This is a genomic window from Streptomyces sp. YKOK-I1, from assembly GCF_054660435.1.
On the sequence record NZ_BAAGDR010000001.1, the window covers coordinates 8,255,421 to 8,271,854 of the forward strand.

Annotated in this window: 15 protein-coding genes and 1 tRNA gene; 9 read left to right on the top strand and 7 right to left on the bottom strand. The window is 70.4% G+C overall.

The annotated features are described in order from the left end of the window. Window positions 1-75: 75 nt before the first annotated feature. From ACYQ8Q_RS36585 to ACYQ8Q_RS36595, 3 genes are read right to left on the bottom strand one after another with little or no spacing between them, the layout of a single operon-like run. Complete coding sequence (locus ACYQ8Q_RS36585; RefSeq protein ID WP_460070968.1) at window positions 76-2,220, bottom strand: acetate--CoA ligase family protein; 2,145 nt, start codon at window positions 2,218-2,220, stop codon at window positions 76-78. Between the two features lie 4 nt (window positions 2,221-2,224). Then, window positions 2,225-3,457, bottom strand: a complete 1,233-nt coding sequence (gene frc / locus ACYQ8Q_RS36590) for a formyl-CoA transferase (RefSeq protein WP_460070969.1) — start codon at window positions 3,455-3,457, stop codon at window positions 2,225-2,227. An 11-nt stretch (window positions 3,458-3,468) separates the two neighbouring features. Next, complete coding sequence (locus tag ACYQ8Q_RS36595) at window positions 3,469-5,151, bottom strand: thiamine pyrophosphate-binding protein (protein ID WP_460070970.1); 1,683 nt, start codon at window positions 5,149-5,151, stop codon at window positions 3,469-3,471. Window positions 5,152-5,295: 144 nt separating this feature from the next. Here ACYQ8Q_RS36595 and sucC point away from each other — a divergent pair, with 144 nt between their 5' ends. Genes sucC through ACYQ8Q_RS36610 form a run of 3 tightly spaced genes read left to right on the top strand, consistent with a single transcriptional unit; the run spans window position 5,296 to window position 8,892 of the window. Then, window positions 5,296-6,432: an ADP-forming succinate--CoA ligase subunit beta gene (sucC, locus tag ACYQ8Q_RS36600; RefSeq protein WP_460070971.1), complete on the top strand. Its 1,137-nt coding sequence runs from the start codon at window positions 5,296-5,298 to the stop codon at window positions 6,430-6,432. Between the two features lie 17 nt (window positions 6,433-6,449). Beyond that, window positions 6,450-7,340 carry a succinate--CoA ligase subunit alpha gene (gene sucD, locus ACYQ8Q_RS36605; RefSeq protein WP_460070972.1) on the top strand — a complete coding sequence of 297 codons (891 nt, stop codon included), beginning with the start codon at window positions 6,450-6,452 and terminating at the stop codon, window positions 7,338-7,340. A 10-nt stretch (window positions 7,341-7,350) separates the two neighbouring features. Beyond that, a complete protein-coding gene (locus ACYQ8Q_RS36610; RefSeq protein ID WP_460070973.1) occupies window positions 7,351-8,892 on the top strand; it encodes an aldehyde dehydrogenase family protein in 1,542 nt (513 codons plus the stop codon). A gap of 11 nt (window positions 8,893-8,903) precedes the next feature. On the opposite strand, the gene ACYQ8Q_RS36615 is transcribed toward ACYQ8Q_RS36610, so the two are convergent. Further along, window positions 8,904-9,206: a hypothetical protein gene (locus ACYQ8Q_RS36615; RefSeq protein ID WP_460073780.1), complete on the bottom strand. Its 303-nt coding sequence runs from the start codon at window positions 9,204-9,206 to the stop codon at window positions 8,904-8,906. After that, window positions 9,109-9,594: an LLM class flavin-dependent oxidoreductase gene (locus tag ACYQ8Q_RS36620; protein WP_460070974.1), complete on the bottom strand. Its 486-nt coding sequence runs from the start codon at window positions 9,592-9,594 to the stop codon at window positions 9,109-9,111. The genes ACYQ8Q_RS36615 and ACYQ8Q_RS36620 overlap by 98 nt, the downstream gene beginning before the upstream one ends. A 7-nt stretch (window positions 9,595-9,601) precedes the next feature. Between ACYQ8Q_RS36620 and ACYQ8Q_RS36625 the strand changes: the two genes are divergently transcribed. The 6 genes from ACYQ8Q_RS36625 (at window position 9,602) to ACYQ8Q_RS36650 (ending at window position 14,036) form a co-directional block, all read left to right on the top strand. Further along, window positions 9,602-9,686: transfer RNA gene (locus tag ACYQ8Q_RS36625), tRNA-Leu, on the top strand. A gap of 482 nt (window positions 9,687-10,168) precedes the next feature. Beyond that, window positions 10,169-11,341 carry an ATP-binding protein gene (locus ACYQ8Q_RS36630; RefSeq protein ID WP_460070975.1) on the top strand — a complete coding sequence of 391 codons (1,173 nt, stop codon included), beginning with the start codon at window positions 10,169-10,171 and terminating at the stop codon, window positions 11,339-11,341. Then, window positions 11,338-11,739, top strand: a complete 402-nt coding sequence (locus ACYQ8Q_RS36635; RefSeq protein ID WP_055639150.1) for a roadblock/LC7 domain-containing protein — start codon at window positions 11,338-11,340, stop codon at window positions 11,737-11,739. Before ACYQ8Q_RS36630 ends, ACYQ8Q_RS36635 begins: the two co-directional genes overlap by 4 nt. Then, window positions 11,736-12,113, top strand: a complete 378-nt coding sequence (locus ACYQ8Q_RS36640; RefSeq protein WP_460070976.1) for a DUF742 domain-containing protein — start codon at window positions 11,736-11,738, stop codon at window positions 12,111-12,113. The genes ACYQ8Q_RS36635 and ACYQ8Q_RS36640 overlap by 4 nt, the downstream gene beginning before the upstream one ends. After that, on the top strand, window positions 12,088-12,681 hold the full coding sequence (locus ACYQ8Q_RS36645; RefSeq protein ID WP_358995559.1) for a GTP-binding protein: 594 nt from the start codon (window positions 12,088-12,090) through the stop codon (window positions 12,679-12,681). Before ACYQ8Q_RS36640 ends, ACYQ8Q_RS36645 begins: the two co-directional genes overlap by 26 nt. A gap of 8 nt (window positions 12,682-12,689) precedes the next feature. Beyond that, window positions 12,690-14,036, top strand: a complete 1,347-nt coding sequence (locus tag ACYQ8Q_RS36650) for a cytochrome P450 (RefSeq protein ID WP_460070977.1) — start codon at window positions 12,690-12,692, stop codon at window positions 14,034-14,036. Between the two features lie 125 nt (window positions 14,037-14,161). Here ACYQ8Q_RS36650 and ACYQ8Q_RS36655 read toward each other — a convergent pair whose 3' ends face one another. Together ACYQ8Q_RS36655 and ACYQ8Q_RS36660 are read right to left on the bottom strand one after the other, a co-directional pair. Then, complete coding sequence (locus tag ACYQ8Q_RS36655) at window positions 14,162-15,460, bottom strand: flavin-containing monooxygenase (protein ID WP_460073636.1); 1,299 nt, start codon at window positions 15,458-15,460, stop codon at window positions 14,162-14,164. Between the two features lie 168 nt (window positions 15,461-15,628). Continuing rightward, entirely contained in the window at window positions 15,629-16,339 is a 711-nt protein-coding gene (locus ACYQ8Q_RS36660; RefSeq protein WP_460070978.1) for a GntR family transcriptional regulator, read from the bottom strand. Window positions 16,340-16,434 lie beyond the last annotated feature (95 nt).

A 16,434-nucleotide genomic window follows, 5' to 3' on the forward strand; every position in this document is an offset into this window, starting at 1 on the left:
CCATTGCCTTTCGTGCGCGCACGGGTCCCGGGGCCGGCCGGCGCGCACCCGCCGGCCGGCCCCCTCCGCGTCACCTCATGAACCGCCCCCCAACAGCCCCGCCGCCCGCGCCCAGCGGTACTTCGCACCCAGCACGGCAACCGGTTTCTCGGTCGTGTACGGGTACGCCACCACCCCCCGCTCGAACAGGTACTGGCAGGCCTCCTCGACCTCGACGTCACCGGCGAGCGACGCGACGACGGGCTTTTGTATACCGCGTGCACGGAACTCGTCGACCACCCGCGCGGTGAGCTCCGCGAACACCATCGGCGGGGTGACGATGGTGTGCCAGTAGCCGAGGACGAGCGCGTGGATGCGCGGGTCCTCGAGCCCCAGCCGGATCGTCGCCTCGTACGTCGACGGCGGCTCGCCCCCGGTGATGTCGACCGGGTTGCCCGCGGCGCCGAACGGGGGGATGAACTCCCGGAACGCCGCGTCCAGGTCCGGCGGGATCTCCATCAGGGTCAGCCCGTTGTCGGTGACCGCGTCGGACAGCAGCACCCCGCTGCCGCCGGCCCCGGTGATGATCACCACGTTGTCGCCCCGCGGGGCCGGCAGCACCGGCAGCGCCCGGGCGTACTCCAGCATGTCGTTCAGGCCCGGCGCACGGATCACGCCCGCCTGCCGAAGGATGTCGTCGTACACGGCGTCGTCGCCGGCGAGCGCCCCGGTGTGCGAGCCGGCCGCCTTCGCCCCCGCCGCCGTACGTCCCGCCTTCAGCACGACGACCGGCTTCTTCGGCACGGTCGCCCGCGCCGCCTCGACGAACGCGCGCCCGTCCTTGAGGTCCTCCAGGTGCATCGCGATGCACTGGGTGTGCGGGTCCTCGCCGAACCAGGTCAGCAGGTCGTCCTCGTCCAGGTCCGACTTGTTGCCGAGCCCGACGATCGCCGACACGCCCGTCTTCGTGGTGCGGGCGAACCCGAGGATCGCCATCCCGATGCCGCCCGACTGCGAGGTCAGCGCCACCGAGCCCCTGACGTCGTACGGCGTGCAGAACGTGGCGCACAGGTCGTGCCAGGTCGAGTAGTAGCCGTAGATGTTGGGCCCCAGCAGACGGACGCCGTGCCGCTCGGCGATCGCCACGATCTCCGCCTGGAGTTCGTGTTCGCCGGTCTCGGCGAAACCGGAGGGGATGAGCACGGCATTGGGGATCCCCTTGCGTCCCACCTCCTCCAGGGCCGAGGCCACGAACCGGGCGGGGATCGCGAAGACCGCCACATCCACCTCTCCGGGAACGTCCGTGACACTCTTGTACGCCTTGCGGCCCAGGATGTCATCGGCCCGGGGGTTCACCGGATGGATGTCTCCGGCGAAGCCGCCGTCGACGAGGTTGCGCATCACCGAGTTGCCGATCTTGCCCCGCTCGTTGGAGGCGCCGATGACGGCGACGGAGCGGGGCTGCATCAGCCGGCGCATCGTCGACAGGATCTCGTCGCGTGCATACCGTCGACGGGATACCGGCTGCGACCGACTGAGGATCACCCGGATGTCGGCGGCGACCGCCCCCTCCGGCGTCGCGATCACCGGATTGAGGTCGACCTCCGCGATCTCGGGGAAGTCGGCGACCAGCCGTGACACCCGCCGGATCTGCTCGGCCACCGCCCACCGGTCCACCCCGGCCTGCCCCCGCACCCCGCGCAGGATCTCCGCCGACCGGATCGAGTCCAGCATCGACAGCGCCTCGTCCGCGTCCACCGGCGCCAGCCGGAAGGTGACGTCCTTGAGCACCTCGACGAGCACCCCGCCGAGCCCGAACGCCACCACCTTCCCGAACGTGGGATCGGTGACCGCCCCGACGATGACCTCCTGGCCCTTCGGCAGCAGCTCCTGGATCTGCACGCCCTCGATCCGGGCATCGGCGTCGTAGGCCCGCGCGTTCTCCACGATCCGGTGGAACGCGGCCCGCACCTCCGCCGCGCCCTCGACGCCCACGACGACCCCGCCGGCATCGGTCTTGTGCAGGATGTCCGGCGAGACGATCTTCATCACCACCGGCCCGCCGAACCGCGCCGCGTACGCCACGGCCTCCTCGACGTCCGTCGCCAGCTCCTCGCCCGGCACGGCGATCCCGTACGCGTCGGCGACCACCTTGCCCTCCGGCGCGGTGAGCGCGGTGCGCCCCTGCTCCCGCACGGCGTCGAGCAGCGCGCGCACCCGCGCGATCCGGTCCTCGGCCATCACGTCAGATCACCCCGTTCGACTTGAGCAGCGACAACTCCTCGTCACCGAGGCCGAGTTCACCGACGTAGATCTCCTCGTTGTGCTCGCCGAGCAGCGGGGAGGAGGTCACCTCGACGGGGGAGTCGGACAGCTTCAGCGGGCTGCCGACGGTCGTGAACTCACCGCGCTGCGGGTGTGGGACGCGGACCACCATCTCGTTGGCGACCAGCGACTCGTCCTCGATGATCTCCCGCGTGGACAGGATCGGCCCGCACGGGATGTTGTGGGCGTTGAGCCGCTCCAGCACCTCCCACTTGGGCAGCGTCGAGGACCACTCCTCGATCAGCTGGAACATCTTGTTCAGCTTGGGCAGCCGGGCCTCGGGCGTCGCCCACTCGGGGTCGTCGGCCAGTTCGGGCCGGCCGATCAGCTCGGTGAGCGGCCGCCAGCCGACGGGCTGCACGATCACGTACACGTAGTCGTTGGGGCCGCCCGGCGCGCACCTGACCGCCCAGCCGGGCTGCCCGCCGCCGGAGGCGTTGCCGGAGCGGGGCACCTCGTCGCCGAAGTCGTCATTGGGGTACTCGGCGAGCGGTCCGTGCGCGAGACGCTGCTGGTCGCGCAGTTTTACCCGGCACAGGTTGAGCACGGCGTGCTGCATGGCGACATTGACCCGCTGGCCGCGTCCGGTCCGCTCCCGCTGGAAGAGTGCCGCCAGTATCCCGGCGACTGTATGCACTCCGGTGCCCGAGTCACCGATCTGCGCCCCCGTCGCCAGCGGTGGCCCGTCCTCGAAGCCGGTGGTCGCCATCGACCCGCCCATGGCCTGGGCGACGACCTCGTACGCCTTGAAGTCGGTGTACGGCCCCTCCCCGAAGCCCTTGATCGACGCATACACGATCCGGGGATTGATGTTCTGTATGCGATCCCAGGTGAACCCCATACGGTCGACCGCACCCGGGCCGAAGTTCTCCACCATCACATCCGAGCGCCGGATCAGCTCGGTGAGGATCTCCTTGCCACGCTCGGTCTTGGTGTTGAGGGTGATGCTCCGCTTGTTGCAGTTGAGCATCGTGAAGTAGAGGGAGTCCACGTCCGGGAGGTCGCGCAGCTGCCCCCGCGTGATGTCACCGGAGGGCGCCTCCAGTTTCACGACGTCGGCGCCGAGCCAGGCGAGCAGCTGGGTCGCGGAGGGCCCGGACTGGACGTGGGTCATGTCGAGGACGCGAATGCCCTCGAGTGCCCTGGCGGTCATGGGCGTTCACCTCACTTGTACATGGTCTGGTTCATGGTTCCGGGGGCGTACGCGTCCGGGTCCACCCAGACGTTGATCAGCGAGGGCTTGCCCGACTCGCGGGCGCGGCGCAGCGCCGGGCCGATGTCGGCGGGGTCGCGCACCTCCTCGCCGTGACCGCCCAGCATCTGGGCGAACTTGTCGTAGGGGACGTCACCGAGGGTGTTGCCGATCCGCTCGCGCTCCACGCCGTACTTGGCGGCCTGGCCGTAACGGATCTGGTTCATCGAGGAGTTGTTGCCGACGATGCCGACGAACGGCAGGTCGTAGCGGACGAGCGTCTCGAAGTCCCAGCCGGTGAGGGAGAACGCGCCGTCGCCGAAGAGCGCCACGACCTCCTTGTCGGGCCGTGCCTGTTTGGCCGCGAGGACGAAGGGGACGCCGACGCCGAGGGTGCCCAGCGGACCCGGATCCATCCAGTGGCCGGGCGACTTGGGCTGGACAACCTGGCCGGAGAAGGTGACGATGTCGCCGCCGTCGCCGATGTAGATCGAGTCCTCGGTGAGGAAGTCGTTGATCTCGCTCACCAGACGGTAGGGGTGAATGGGGGTGGCGTCCGAGCGCAGTTGGGGCAACCGCTTCTCGATCGCGCTCTGTTCGGCGGCGCGCAGCTCGTCGAGCCACTCCTTGCGTTTGGCGGCGCCCCCGTTGATCCGTCCGGAGGCCGCCTCCGTCACCGACTTCAGCACCAGGCCCGCGTCGCCGACGATGCCGAGGTCGATGTCGCGGTTCTTGCCGACGGTGCGGTAGTCGAGGTCGATCTGCACGACGGTCGCGTCCGGGGAGAGCCGCTTGCCGTAGCCCATGCGGAAGTCGAAGGGAGTGCCGACGATCACGATGACGTCGGCGTGGGAGAAGGCGTACCGGCGCGAGAGCTGGAAGTGGTGCGGGTCGCCGGGCGGCAGGGTGCCGCGGCCGGCGCCGTTCATGTACGCCGGGATGTTCAGGGTGCGCACCAGCTCGACTGCGGTCTCCGTGCCCCGGGTCGTCCAGACCTGGCCGCCCAGCAGGATCGCGGGCTTCTCGGCGTGCACGAGGAGGTCGGCGAGCTTCTGCACCGCCTCGGGGTCGCCGGCCGACCGCGTCGAGGCGCGGTAGGCGCCGGCCTCGGGGACCCGGGCCCTGGACACCGGCACCTTGGCGTCGAGGACGTCGCGCGGGATCTCCAGGAAGGACGGCCCGGGCGCGCCGTGGTAGCACTCGCGGAACGCCATCGACACCATGTCGGCGGCGCGCGCGGTGTCCGGCACGGTCGCCGCGAACTTGGTGATCGGCGTCATCATGTCGACGTGCGGCAGGTCCTGGAGGGACCCCATCTTGTGCTGGGTGAGCGCGCCCTGACCGCCGATCAGCAGCATCGGGGACTCCGCGCGGAAGGCGTTGGCGACGCCGGTGACGGCGTCGGTGGTGCCGGGTCCTGCCGTGACCACCGCGCAGCCCGGCCGCCCCGTGATGCGGGCGTAGCCGTCGGCGGCGTGCGCGGCGACCTGTTCGTGTCGAACGTCGACGACTTCTATGCCCTCGTCGACGCAGCCGTCGTAGATGTCGATGATGTGGCCGCCGCACAGGGTGTAGATGCGGTCGACCCCCTCCGCCTTCAGGGCTTTGGCAACGAGATGGCCGCCGGAGATCACGTCCTGCGTGTCGTCGGGCATGGCGCAGTCCTGTCCCTTCGTAGGGGGGTGGGATGCTGTATGCGGTACATTGCATACAGTCGACGAATACTGTATGAAGCTTGTTATCCCGCATCCGGTGGGTGGTGTCCAGGGGGCGTGCGGCACTTTCAGACAGGAGCCGAAATGGACCTGTACGAACACCAGGCAAGGGAACTCTTCGAGGAACACGGCATCCCGGTGCCGAGGGCCGAGGTCACCGACTCGCCCAAGGAGGCACGGGGGATCGCCCGCCGGCTCGGCGGGAAGGTCATGGTGAAAGCCCAGGTCAAGACGGGGGGACGGGGCAAGGCGGGTGGGGTCAAGTTGGCCGCCGACCCGGCCGCGGCCGAGCTCACGGCCCGGCAGATCCTGGGCATGGACATCAAGGGGCACCGGGTCGGCTCGGTGATGCTGGCCCAGCCCGTCGACATCGACACCGAGTTCTACGTCTCCTACGTGCTGGACCGCGCGGCCGGCCGGTTCCTCGCGATCGCCTCCGCCGAGGGCGGCATGGACATCGAGACGGTCGCCGCCGACCGGCCCGAGGCGGTGGCCCGCATCCCCGTCGACCCGGCCGTGGGCGTCACCTCGGCGAAGGCCGCCGAGATCGTGGCCGCGGCCGGACTCCCCGCGCAGACCGCGGACGTCCTCATCCGGCTGTGGCAGGTCCTGGTCCGCGAGGACGCCCTGCTCGTCGAGGTCAACCCGCTGGTACGCACCCGGCAGGGGCGGATCCTCGCCCTCGACGGCAAGGTCACCCTGGACGACAACGCCGCGTTCCGGCAGGCCCGTTGGGCCGCGGGAGCGGACCCGGACGGGCCGGCCGACCCGCTGGAGGCGGCCGCCGCGGCCCGGGGCCTGAACTACGTCCGGCTCGACGGCGAGGTCGGCGTCATCGGCAACGGCGCCGGCCTCGTCATGTCCACCCTCGACGTGGTGGCCGGCTGCGGCGCCCGCCCCGCCGACTTCCTCGACATCGGCGGCGGAGCGTCCGCGCAGGTCATGGCCGACGGACTGGCCGTCATCCTGGCCGACCCCGCCGTGAAGTCCGTCCTCGTCAACGTCTTCGGCGGCATCACCGCCTGCGACGCGGTCGCCGAGGGCATCGTGCGGGCCCTGGACACGGTACGGCTGACCAGGCCGCTCGTCGTCCGGCTCGACGGCAACAACGCGGACCGGGGGCGAGCGATCCTCGACGAGAGGCGCCATCCCCTGGTCCAGCAGGTCACCACGATGGACGGCGCCGCGCGCCGTGCCGCCGAACTCGCCACCGCGGGCTGAGGACACCGGAGGACACCATGGCCATTTACCTCACCAGGGAGAGCAAGGTCCTCGTCCAGGGCATGACCGGCGGCGAGGGCATGAAGCACACCCGGCGCATGCTCGCCGCCGGCACGAACGTCGTCGGCGGCGTCAACCCGCGCAAGGCGGGCCGTACCGTCGACTTCGACGAGCGATCCGTATCCGTTTTCGGGTCGGTCGCCGACTGTATGCAGTCGACCGGCGCCGATGTGAGTGTCGTCTTCGTGCCGCCCGCGTTCGTCAAAGCGGCGGTGACCGAGGCCGCCGACGCCGGTATCGGCCTCGTCGTCGTCATCACGGAGGGCGTCCCGGTCCATGACTCCGTCGCCTTCACCGCGTACGCCAAGGCGCGCGGCACCCGGGTCGTCGGACCCAACTGCCCCGGTCTGATCACCCCCGGGCAGTCCAACGCGGGCATCATCCCGGCCGACATCGCCAAGCCGGGCCGTATCGGACTGGTCTCCAAGTCCGGCACGCTCACCTACCAACTCATGTACGAACTACGGGACATCGGGTTCTCGACCTGTGTCGGCATCGGGGGCGACCCGGTCGTCGGCACCAGCCACATCGACTGCCTGGCCGCCTTCCAGGACGACCCCGACACCGAACTGATCGTGCTCATCGGGGAGATCGGCGGTGACGCCGAGGAGCGGGCCGCGGCCTACATCCGTGACCACGTCACCAAGCCCGTCGTCGCCTATGTCGCAGGTTTCACCGCGCCCGAGGGCCGCACGATGGGCCACGCGGGCGCGATCGTGTCCGGTTCGTCGGGCACCGCGCAGGCCAAGAAGGAGGCGCTGGAGGCGGCCGGGGTCCGGGTGGGCGCCACGCCGACCGGGACCGCACGGCTCGCCCTCGCCGTACTCGACGAAGACGAAGGGGTGTGACCGCGTCCCCATGGCCACCGCCCTCACCCTGAAGTCCGGTACCTCCTGGGACGACGTCTGGCGGCGCTGCCTCGCCGTCGCCCCGGAGGCCTTCCGTGACGACCGTGTGCTCAACCTCTGGAACGCCGGCTGGCACGCGGACGGCCGGGTGCTGCCCGCCACCAGCCCCGTCGACGGCACGCCCGTCGCCGGACCGCCCCGCCTGGACGCCGACACCGCGCACCGGGCCGTCTGTGCCGCGCTCGACCGGCACCGCGCCTGGCGGCACGTCCCGCTCGACGAACGCCGGGCCCGGATCGCCGCCACCCTCGACGCCCTCGCCGAGCACCGTGAACTCCTCGCCCTGCTGCTGGTGTGGGAGATCGGCAAACCGTGGCGGCTCGCGCAGGCCGACGTGGACCGGGCGGTCGACGGGGTGCGCTGGTACGTCGACGGGATCGAGCCGATGCTGGCCGGCCGGGCCCCGCTGGACGGCCCGGTCTCCAACATCGCCAGCTGGAACTATCCGATGAGCGTCCTCGTGCACGCGGTGCTGGTGCAGGCACTGGCGGGCAACGCGGTCATCGCCAAGACCCCCACCGACGGCGGCGTCGCCTGTCTGACGCTCGCCTGCGCGCTGGCCGCCCGGGAGGGGATCCCCGTCACCCTGCTGAGCGGCAGCGGGGGCGAGCTGTCCCAGGCGCTGGTGCGGGCTCCCGAGATCGGCTGTGTCTCCTTCGTCGGCGGCCGCGACACCGGCGCCGCGGTGGCCACGGCCGTCGCCGACCTCGGCAAACGGCATGTCCTCGAACAGGAGGGACTCAACACCTGGGGCATCTGGAACTGTTCGGACTTCGACACCCTCGCCGAGGTGATCCCCAAGCTGTTCGACTACGGCAAACAGCGCTGTACGGCGTATCCGCGGTTCGTCGTCCAGCGCGAGCTGTTCGACGCGTTCCTCACCGCCTACCTCCCGGCGGTGCGCACCCTGACGGTCGGACACCCGCTGGCCGTGGAGCGGCGCGCCGACCCCTACCCCCGGCTGGACTTCGGACCGTTGATCAACGCGGCCAAGGCCAAGGAGCTGCGCGACCAGGTCGCCGAGGCCGTCGACCGCGGAGCCGTCCCGCTGTACCGCGGCGACCCGGCCGAGGCCCGGTTCCTCCCCGGCCAGGACACCTCGGCGTACGTCCAGCCCGTCGCGCTCCTCAACCCGCCGCCGTCCTCGCCGCTGCACCACGCGGAGCCGTTCGGGCCGGTCGACACGATCGTCCTGGTCGACACGGAGGCGGAGCTGCTCGCCGCGATGAACGCGTCCAACGGCGCGCTCGTCGCCACCCTCTCCACGGACGACCGCGCCACGTACGAACGGCTGGCGCCGCAGATCCGCGCGTTCAAGGTCGGACACGGCCGGCCCCGCTCGCGCGGCGACCGCGAGGAGCTGTTCGGCGGGTTCGGCGCGTCCTGGCGGGGCGCGTTCGTCGGCGGCGAGCTGCTGGTGCGCGCGGTGACCCGGGGACCGGCGGGGGAGCGGCTGCCGGGGAACTTCCCGGAGTACCAGCTGATGCCCTGACGCCGTCCGCGTCACCTCACCCGGGCGACGACCTCGTCCGCCGGCCACCGCGCCACGCCCCGCGGGGAGGGGCGCGGCAGGCTGGGCACGATGTGGTTCACCCCGGCGTCGACGAGCCCGGCGACCGTCTCACGGGTGGCCGGGTGGCCGGGTGGCCGGGTGGGCGTGGCGGGGGAGCGGCCGAGGTTCCGGGCGCGCTGGGCGACGTAACCGACCTCATGGTGCCGCCATGGTCCGGGGATGGTCCCGATGCCGACCTGCTCGGCGACCAGCCGCGGCAGCCGGTGCCCCGGCCGCCGACGAGCAGCGCGCATCCGCGGGGCGAGCGGGGGCCCGGCCGCCGGGCGGCCTGGGCTCGGAGCGGGTGCTCCTGAGCCGGTGGTGGGCGCCGTGGAAGTCGAAGACGTCGCGGGTCCACGTCCGCCGGAGGATCTCCAGGGTCTCGGCGAGACGGGCGAGGCCCTCGGCGGGCGGGACGAGGGTGAGGCCGTACGCTTCCGCTGCCGGCGCTGCGGATCCTGCTCGCCGGGGTGCCGGGGTGCCGGCGGCCCGACATCGCCGTGACCGGCGCGTCACCCCGGGTGACGCCCCTCGCCCCGCCCCCGCCGCGGCCGTCTGGCGTGCGGATATGCAGGTGAAACGCACTCCGAAAGCTTGGTATTGTTGTCCATGTCGCCGCGGGGAACACCCTCCGGCCGACACACACCTTGTCCGGGTGGCGGAATGGCAGACGCGCTAGCTTGAGGTGCTAGTGCCCTTTATCGGGCGTGGGGGTTCAAGTCCCCCCTCGGACACTCTCACTCTCCGTACGGAGCGCGATCCGCTCGGTGAGTACATGAGGCCCGCACCAGGCTCCTGCCGGTGCGGGCTTTCTCGTTGTCGCGCTCGACCGGTGTGGACGGGGCGGCCGTTCGGGAGCGCTCCCGGGCCTTCCCTGCCGCACTGCAATTGTTTACATCTCGGCCTGATTGTCGCGGAAGACCGTTTATCACTTGTTCTGTCGCGGTCCTCGTGCGGGCGGTGGCGTGGCCGCACCCCAGTACGGCTGACGGTTCGTCAATGTTCATCAGGGTCCGCATATTGACGGTCTGTAGCGCCATCTTGTGGTGATACGATCACGCTCGCTTGTAGAGCGGGCGGATGGGTGCAAGACGACATCTCCGACTACGGGGACAGTCCGGGCGGCAACCCCGATGCGGGCGGTCCGCCGATCCACCCGCATATTGACGGGAATTCAGCAACTGGCCGTCAGTCGAGGCCGCCTGAAGAGAGTCTTATGACTGATTACATACAGAACCCGGTACTCTGGGCTCTCCTCGTCGCCGTACTCGTCGCAGTCGCCGTCATTGTTCGCCAGCGCAGGGCGGCGCGGACGTTAAGGCAGGAGTTCGCAGATGTCCGGGCTCGCCATGCCGAGCTCGAGAACGGGTACGCGAAATCCGTCGAGGCAGCTCAGGAAAGAGCCGAAGAGGCTACGAAAACGGTCCTGAAGTCCGCCATGCGGACCCTCCAGGGCCTCGCCGCGGAACAGCAGTTGATTGTCTCCCGGCTGCAGAACAAATACGGTGAGTCGGTCATCCTCCAGGACCTGTTGGAGATCGACCACACCAACTCCCAGTTCGGCCGACGCGCCCAGTCCATCGCCGTCCTGTGCGACGGCTGGCTCGGACGTCAGCGCGATGTCGCCTCGGTCTACGACGTCGTCCGCAGTGCCCAGGGCAGGGTCCGTCATTACCGGCGGGTGGAAATTCTCTCGCAGGTCGACTTCGGCATCACCAGCCGCGCCGTCGAACCGGTCGCCCTGGCCCTCGCCGAACTCCTCGACAACGCCACCAGCTATTCCAGCCCGGACACCGTCGTCGAAATCAACATCCGCACCGTGCCCAAGGGCATTTGCATCGTCGTGGACGACGCCGGTGTCGGCATGAACGACGAGGAACGGGCCCGCGCCGAGAAACTCCTGTCCAGCGAGCGCGTCTCCGGCGTCTCCGCACTCGGCAACCCGCCGCAGTTCGGCTTCGCGGTCATCGGCGTGCTCAGCGAGCGCTTCGGCTTCGAGGTGTCCGTGGACTCCTCCTCCCCGTACGGCGGCGTCCGCGCGGTCCTTCTCCTGCCGCACGACCTGCTCACGACCGCACCCGAGCAGAAGGACCCGACCCCCGCCCCGTCCGCCGTGACCGCAGCGCCGGCCCCCGGCGGTCCCGAGGCCCCGCTGACCATGGCCACCACCGCCGACGGGCTGCCGAAGCGGCGCCGCAAGCGGCCCATGGCCATCGTGCCCGGCAGCGCCTCGAACGGCACCGGCCCCGCCCGCTCGGGCGCGGAGACGGCAGCGATCATGGGCGCCTTCCAGCGCGGCACCCGCTCCGGCCGGGCCACGCAGACGGACCCCGCGGAACAGTCGAGCAGCACCCGTGGTGCAAGCAGCGAAGGGCATGAGTTCTCGTGAACGACGACCTGTCATGGATGCTTGACAGCGCCCTGGAGATCCCCGGGGCCCTGCACGCCGTCCTGATCTCCGCCGACGGCCTGCTGATGGCACGGACGCAGGACTTCGGCAAGGACGACGCGGACCGGGTGGCGGCGGCGATGAGCGGTGTGCAGTCGCTCAGCCGCTCGCTCGCCTTCTTCTGCGAGGACGCCGGCCAGCGGTGGCGCCAGACGCTCGTCGAGTTCGACGGGGGCTGGGTCTTCCTGATCTCCGCCGGCGAGGGCGCCTACCTCGGCGTCTCCGCCTCGCCCGACGTCGACATGCAGGACATCACCTTCCGGATGCAGCAACTCGTCGGTCAGCTCGGCAAGGCCCTGACGACCCCGCCGCGCGAGAACCTCGGCGTACGGTCATGACCGGTTTCGACGAACTGGAACCCCAGACACCGGAATTAGTGCGTCCGTACGTCATCACCAAGGGACGCGGACTGCCCGATGAGGACAAGCTCTCCCTCATCACCCTGGTCACCGCTGTCGCCGACCGGCAGCAGCGGCCCACCCGGCTGTCCCCGGAGGAGCAGAACCTGCTCGACCTCTGCTCGGCGGGCTACCTCTCGGTCGCCGAGATCGCGGGGCACACCCAACTGCCCCTCGGCGTGGTCAAGATCCTCCTCGCCGCCCTCACCGAGGGCGGCTACCTCGTCACCCGCCCGCCCGTACAACGGGCCCCGCTCGCCGACAGGGACATCCTGGAGGAGGTGCTGAATGGTCTCAGGGCCAAGTTTGGATGAGACGGCGTACGTCCGAGAGGGCGCGACGCAGACTGCGGTGAAGATCCTCGTGGTCGGCCACTTCGCGGTGGGCAAGACCACGTTCATCGGGGCCATCTCCGAGATCCAGCCGCTGTCCACCGAGGAGACGATGACGCGGGCAGCGGAATCGGTCGACGACCTCAAGGGAGTCCAGGGCAAGACCACCACCACGGTCGCCATGGACTTCGGCCGCCTGACCATCAGCGACCGCGTCGTGCTGTACCTGTTCGGAACGCCGGGCCAGCAGCGCTTCGTGCAGATGTGGGAGGACATGGCACGCGGCGCGCTCGGCGCGCTGGTGCTGGTCGACCCCGAGCGGCTCGCGGACTCCTTCGCCGTGATCGACCTGATCGAGCAGTACGGACTCGACTACGCCATCGCCGTCAACCACTTCGACGGCGCGCCCCCGCGTGACGTGACGGCCCTGCGCGAAGCACTGGACCTGCTCGACGACACCCCCGTCGTCACCTGCGACGCACGGGACGAGAAGTCCTCGGCCCACGCGCTGATCACCCTCGTCCGTCACTTGCAGGACCGTGCCCACTAGGAGCAGAAATGGACGCCCAACCCACCGCCCCCGTGCCCCCTCCGGGTTGCCCGGCGCACCAGCCCGGCGGCAGAGTGCCGCTGTACGGGCCTGAGTACGCGGCCGATCCGCAGGCCTACTACACCTACCTGCGGCACTACGGGCCCACCGCGCCCGTGGAGATCGCCCCAGGAGTCGAGGCCACCCTCGTCACCGAATACGCGACCGCCCTCCAACTCCTCCAGGACTCAGGTTCGTTCCGCAAGGACGCACGCCGCTGGCGGGACTTCAACGAGGGCCGCATCGCCCCCGACAGCCCCGTCCTTCCCGTGCTCGCCTACCGGCCCAACTGCATGTCCTCCGACGGCGCCGAACATCTGAGGCTGCGTCAGTCCATCACGGACAGCATGGCCCGTATCGACCCGATGCGACTGAGCCAGAGCGTGGAGCGGATCTCCGACTTCCTCATCTCCCAGTTCAGCGAGCGCGGTTCGGCCGACCTCGTCGGCGCCTACGCCAAGCAGCTCCCGCTGTTCGTGTTCAACGAACTGTTCGGCTGCACCGCCGACATCGGCGACCGTGTCTTCTTCGGCATCTCCGGCATGTTCGACGGGATCAACGCCGAGCAGGCCAGCGAGGTGCTGTTCCAGGCCGTCGGCGAGCTGATCGCCCTCAAGCGGCGCAAGCCCGGCGAGGACGTCACCTCCTGGCTGCTGAAGCACCACACCAACCTGTCCGACGAGGAGATGGTCCATCAGGTCTCCCTGCTGCTGGGTGCGGGCGCCGAGCCGCTGGTCAACCTCATCGGCAACACCCTGCACCGGCTGCTCACGGACGACCGGTACGCCCACGAGGGCGGGCTGATCGAGGAGGCGATGGACGACACGTTGTGGGAGAACCCGCCCATGACGAACTTCGCCGCCCACTACCCGGTGTCCGACATGGAGTTCGCCGGGCAGAAGCTCACCGCCGGCGACCTGATGCTGGTCAGCATCGCCGCCGCCAACACCGGCCCGACGCTGTCGGCGGCCCGCAAGGCCGGCAGCAACCGCGCGCACCTGGCCTGGAGCGCCGGCCCGCACGCCTGTCCCTCGAAGGAGCCCGCCCGCCAGATCGTCGTGTCGGCCGTCGAGAACCTCCTCAACCGGCTGGCCGACGTCGAGATCAGCGTGCCCGAGCAGAGCCTGACGTGGCGTCCGGGCGCCTTCAGCCGTGGTCTCGTCACCCTGCCCACGCGGTTCACCCCGATCAAGCCGGTGAGCCGGCCGATCCGGCAGACCACCGTCCAGGCACCGCAGCGCCCGGTCGCACCGGGCGGCCGTCAGCCCGAACAGGCGGGCGTGTGGAGCAAGTTCCTCAACTGGCTGACCAAGTAGACCACCCCGTGGCCGCGCCGGCCCCTTGAAGCACCGGCCGTACCCACGGGAAGACGATGCCCGCCCTCCGGGGCGGGCATTTCCTTGCCCTCCTTGCCCTTCCTGCGCTCCTTGCCCCGGGCGGGTCACCGGGAGGCGTACTCCTCCCGCAACTCCTGTAGATACGGCGCCACGTTGACCTGCACCGACGCCCCCTCACGCTGCCCGTACTGTCCCGCGACACCGCTCAGATAGGTCGCGATCTCCTTGCGCATCAGCTCCTCGTCCGGCAGCACCGCCTCGCCGGTCACGAGCCGAGTGATCCACCGGGCCTGCGCTTCCACCAACCGCGTGATCGAACCGACGGGGCGGACCAGACCGACGAAGAACAGCCCCGGACGATCCGGGGGGACGACCCGCTTGTACAGCTCGACGACACCCTGCGCGCCGACGGGGGAGCCGGGCTCCAGGAACGGGAAGGACATCCGGTACCCGGTGCAGTACACGATCGCGTCGGCCTGCACGGACGTGCCGTCGGCGAACAGGACCCGGTCGCCGTCGAGGGAGTCGATCGACGGCTTCGGTGTGACCGCGCCGTGGCGGATACGGCTGAGGATCTCGTCGGAGATGGTGACGGCGGAGGAGAACACCGGATGGTCCGGCTCCGGCAGCCCGTGGTCACGGAGCTTGCCGCGGGCCACCAGCAGGGCCTGTTCGATGAAACGGCGCTGCTCGGGCAGGGACATGCTGACCCACCACGCGGCGTCCGCGATCTGGTCGAGGGCCATGCCGAACAACTGCTTGGGCATGATGTGCAGTCCCCGCCGCACCGACAGGACCGTCAGCTCGGCGTGCCGGGAGAGGTCCGCGGCGATGTCCACCGCCGAGTTGCCGAGCCCCACGACGATGACGCGCTGTCCGGCGAACTCGCTGCCGTCGAGGTAGTCGAGGGAATGACGAATCGTTCCGGTGAACGTGTCCGCGCCCGGCGGCAGCGCGGGCATCGACGGCTCCGAGTTGTGCCCGGAGGCGACGACCACATGCGTGAAGCCGCGGGACGAGACGGTGCCCTCGGCATCCCGGCTGACGACCGTCCACCCGCCGTCGGCGTCCCGCCGTACGGACTCCACGGTCGTCCCCAGCTCGATACGGTCCCGGATGCCGGCCCAGTCGGCGAACGCGCGTAGATACGAGGCGATCTGATCGTGCCTCGGATAGAGCGGGTAGGACGTCGGCATCGGATAGTCCGCGTAACCGGTCAGATTCTTGGCGGTGTTGAGGTGCAGCGACAGATAGCCGGGACCGCGCTCGCCGGCCTCCGGCCGACGCCAGAGACCCCCGACGTCGCTCGCCTGCTCCAGGCAGACGAAGTCGACCCCCGCGGCCTTGAGGGCGTGTGCCGTCGCCAGACCTGACAGACCCGCACCGATCACACACAGCCGCACGAATTCCCCCACAAGTGAGATGCCATCCTTTCACGCACGGGCAAGTGACTGCCCATCCGGCGCATCCGCCACGCTTCACCCGCCCGCGACAAGGATCACAGGCGAGGGGAGGGGGAGAAGGTGTGATCAGGGGCGCAAGCGGTTACTCCCTGGTCGGTCGGCCGCCGGTCACCCGTCGGCCGACGCCCACAGACCCCGTACATGCCCGAGATGCCGTGTCATGACCTCGCGCACGGCGCGCTCGTCGCGAGCCAGGAGGGCGTCCAGGAGCTCGAGGTGCTCCTCGGCGGAGGCCAGCAGCCGTCCCGACGCGGACAGCGCGGTCAGGCCGTAGAGCCGGGCCCGGCCGCGCAGGTCCCGCACCACCTCCACCAGATGGGCGTTCCCGGCCAGGGCGAGCAGGCCCAGGTGGAAACGGGTGTCGGCCTCCACATAGGCGATGAGATCACCCGCCACCGCGGCGGCCACGATCTCCCGGGCGGCCGGGCGCAGCGCCTCCAGCGACACCGGGTCGGCGGTCGTCGCCAGCCCCGCCACCGTGGGGATCTCGATGAGCGCGCGGACGTGCGTGTACTCGTCGAGCTGCCGGTCGGAGACCTCCGTGACCCGGAACCCCTTGTTGGGCACCGCGTCCACCAGCCCCTCCTTGGCCAGATCCAGCATCGCCTCGCGCACCGGCGTCGCCGACACGCCGAAGCGGGCGGCCAGAGCCGGCGCCGAGTACACCTCGCCCGGCAGCAGCTCGCCCGCGATCAGCGCGGCCCTGAGCGCGTCCACGACCCGCTCGCGGTAGCTGCTGCGCCGGCCGCCGAGCACGGGGAGCGAGAGCGGAGACGGCACTGCGGGCGTCGGGCTGCTGCTCGGGGGCGGGGCGGCCATGGGGGATCTCCTCGGTGCGGGCTGTGCGGGCTGTGCGGGCTGTGCGGGCTGTGCGGGCTGTGCGGGCTGTGCGGGCTGTGCGGGCTGTGCAATAT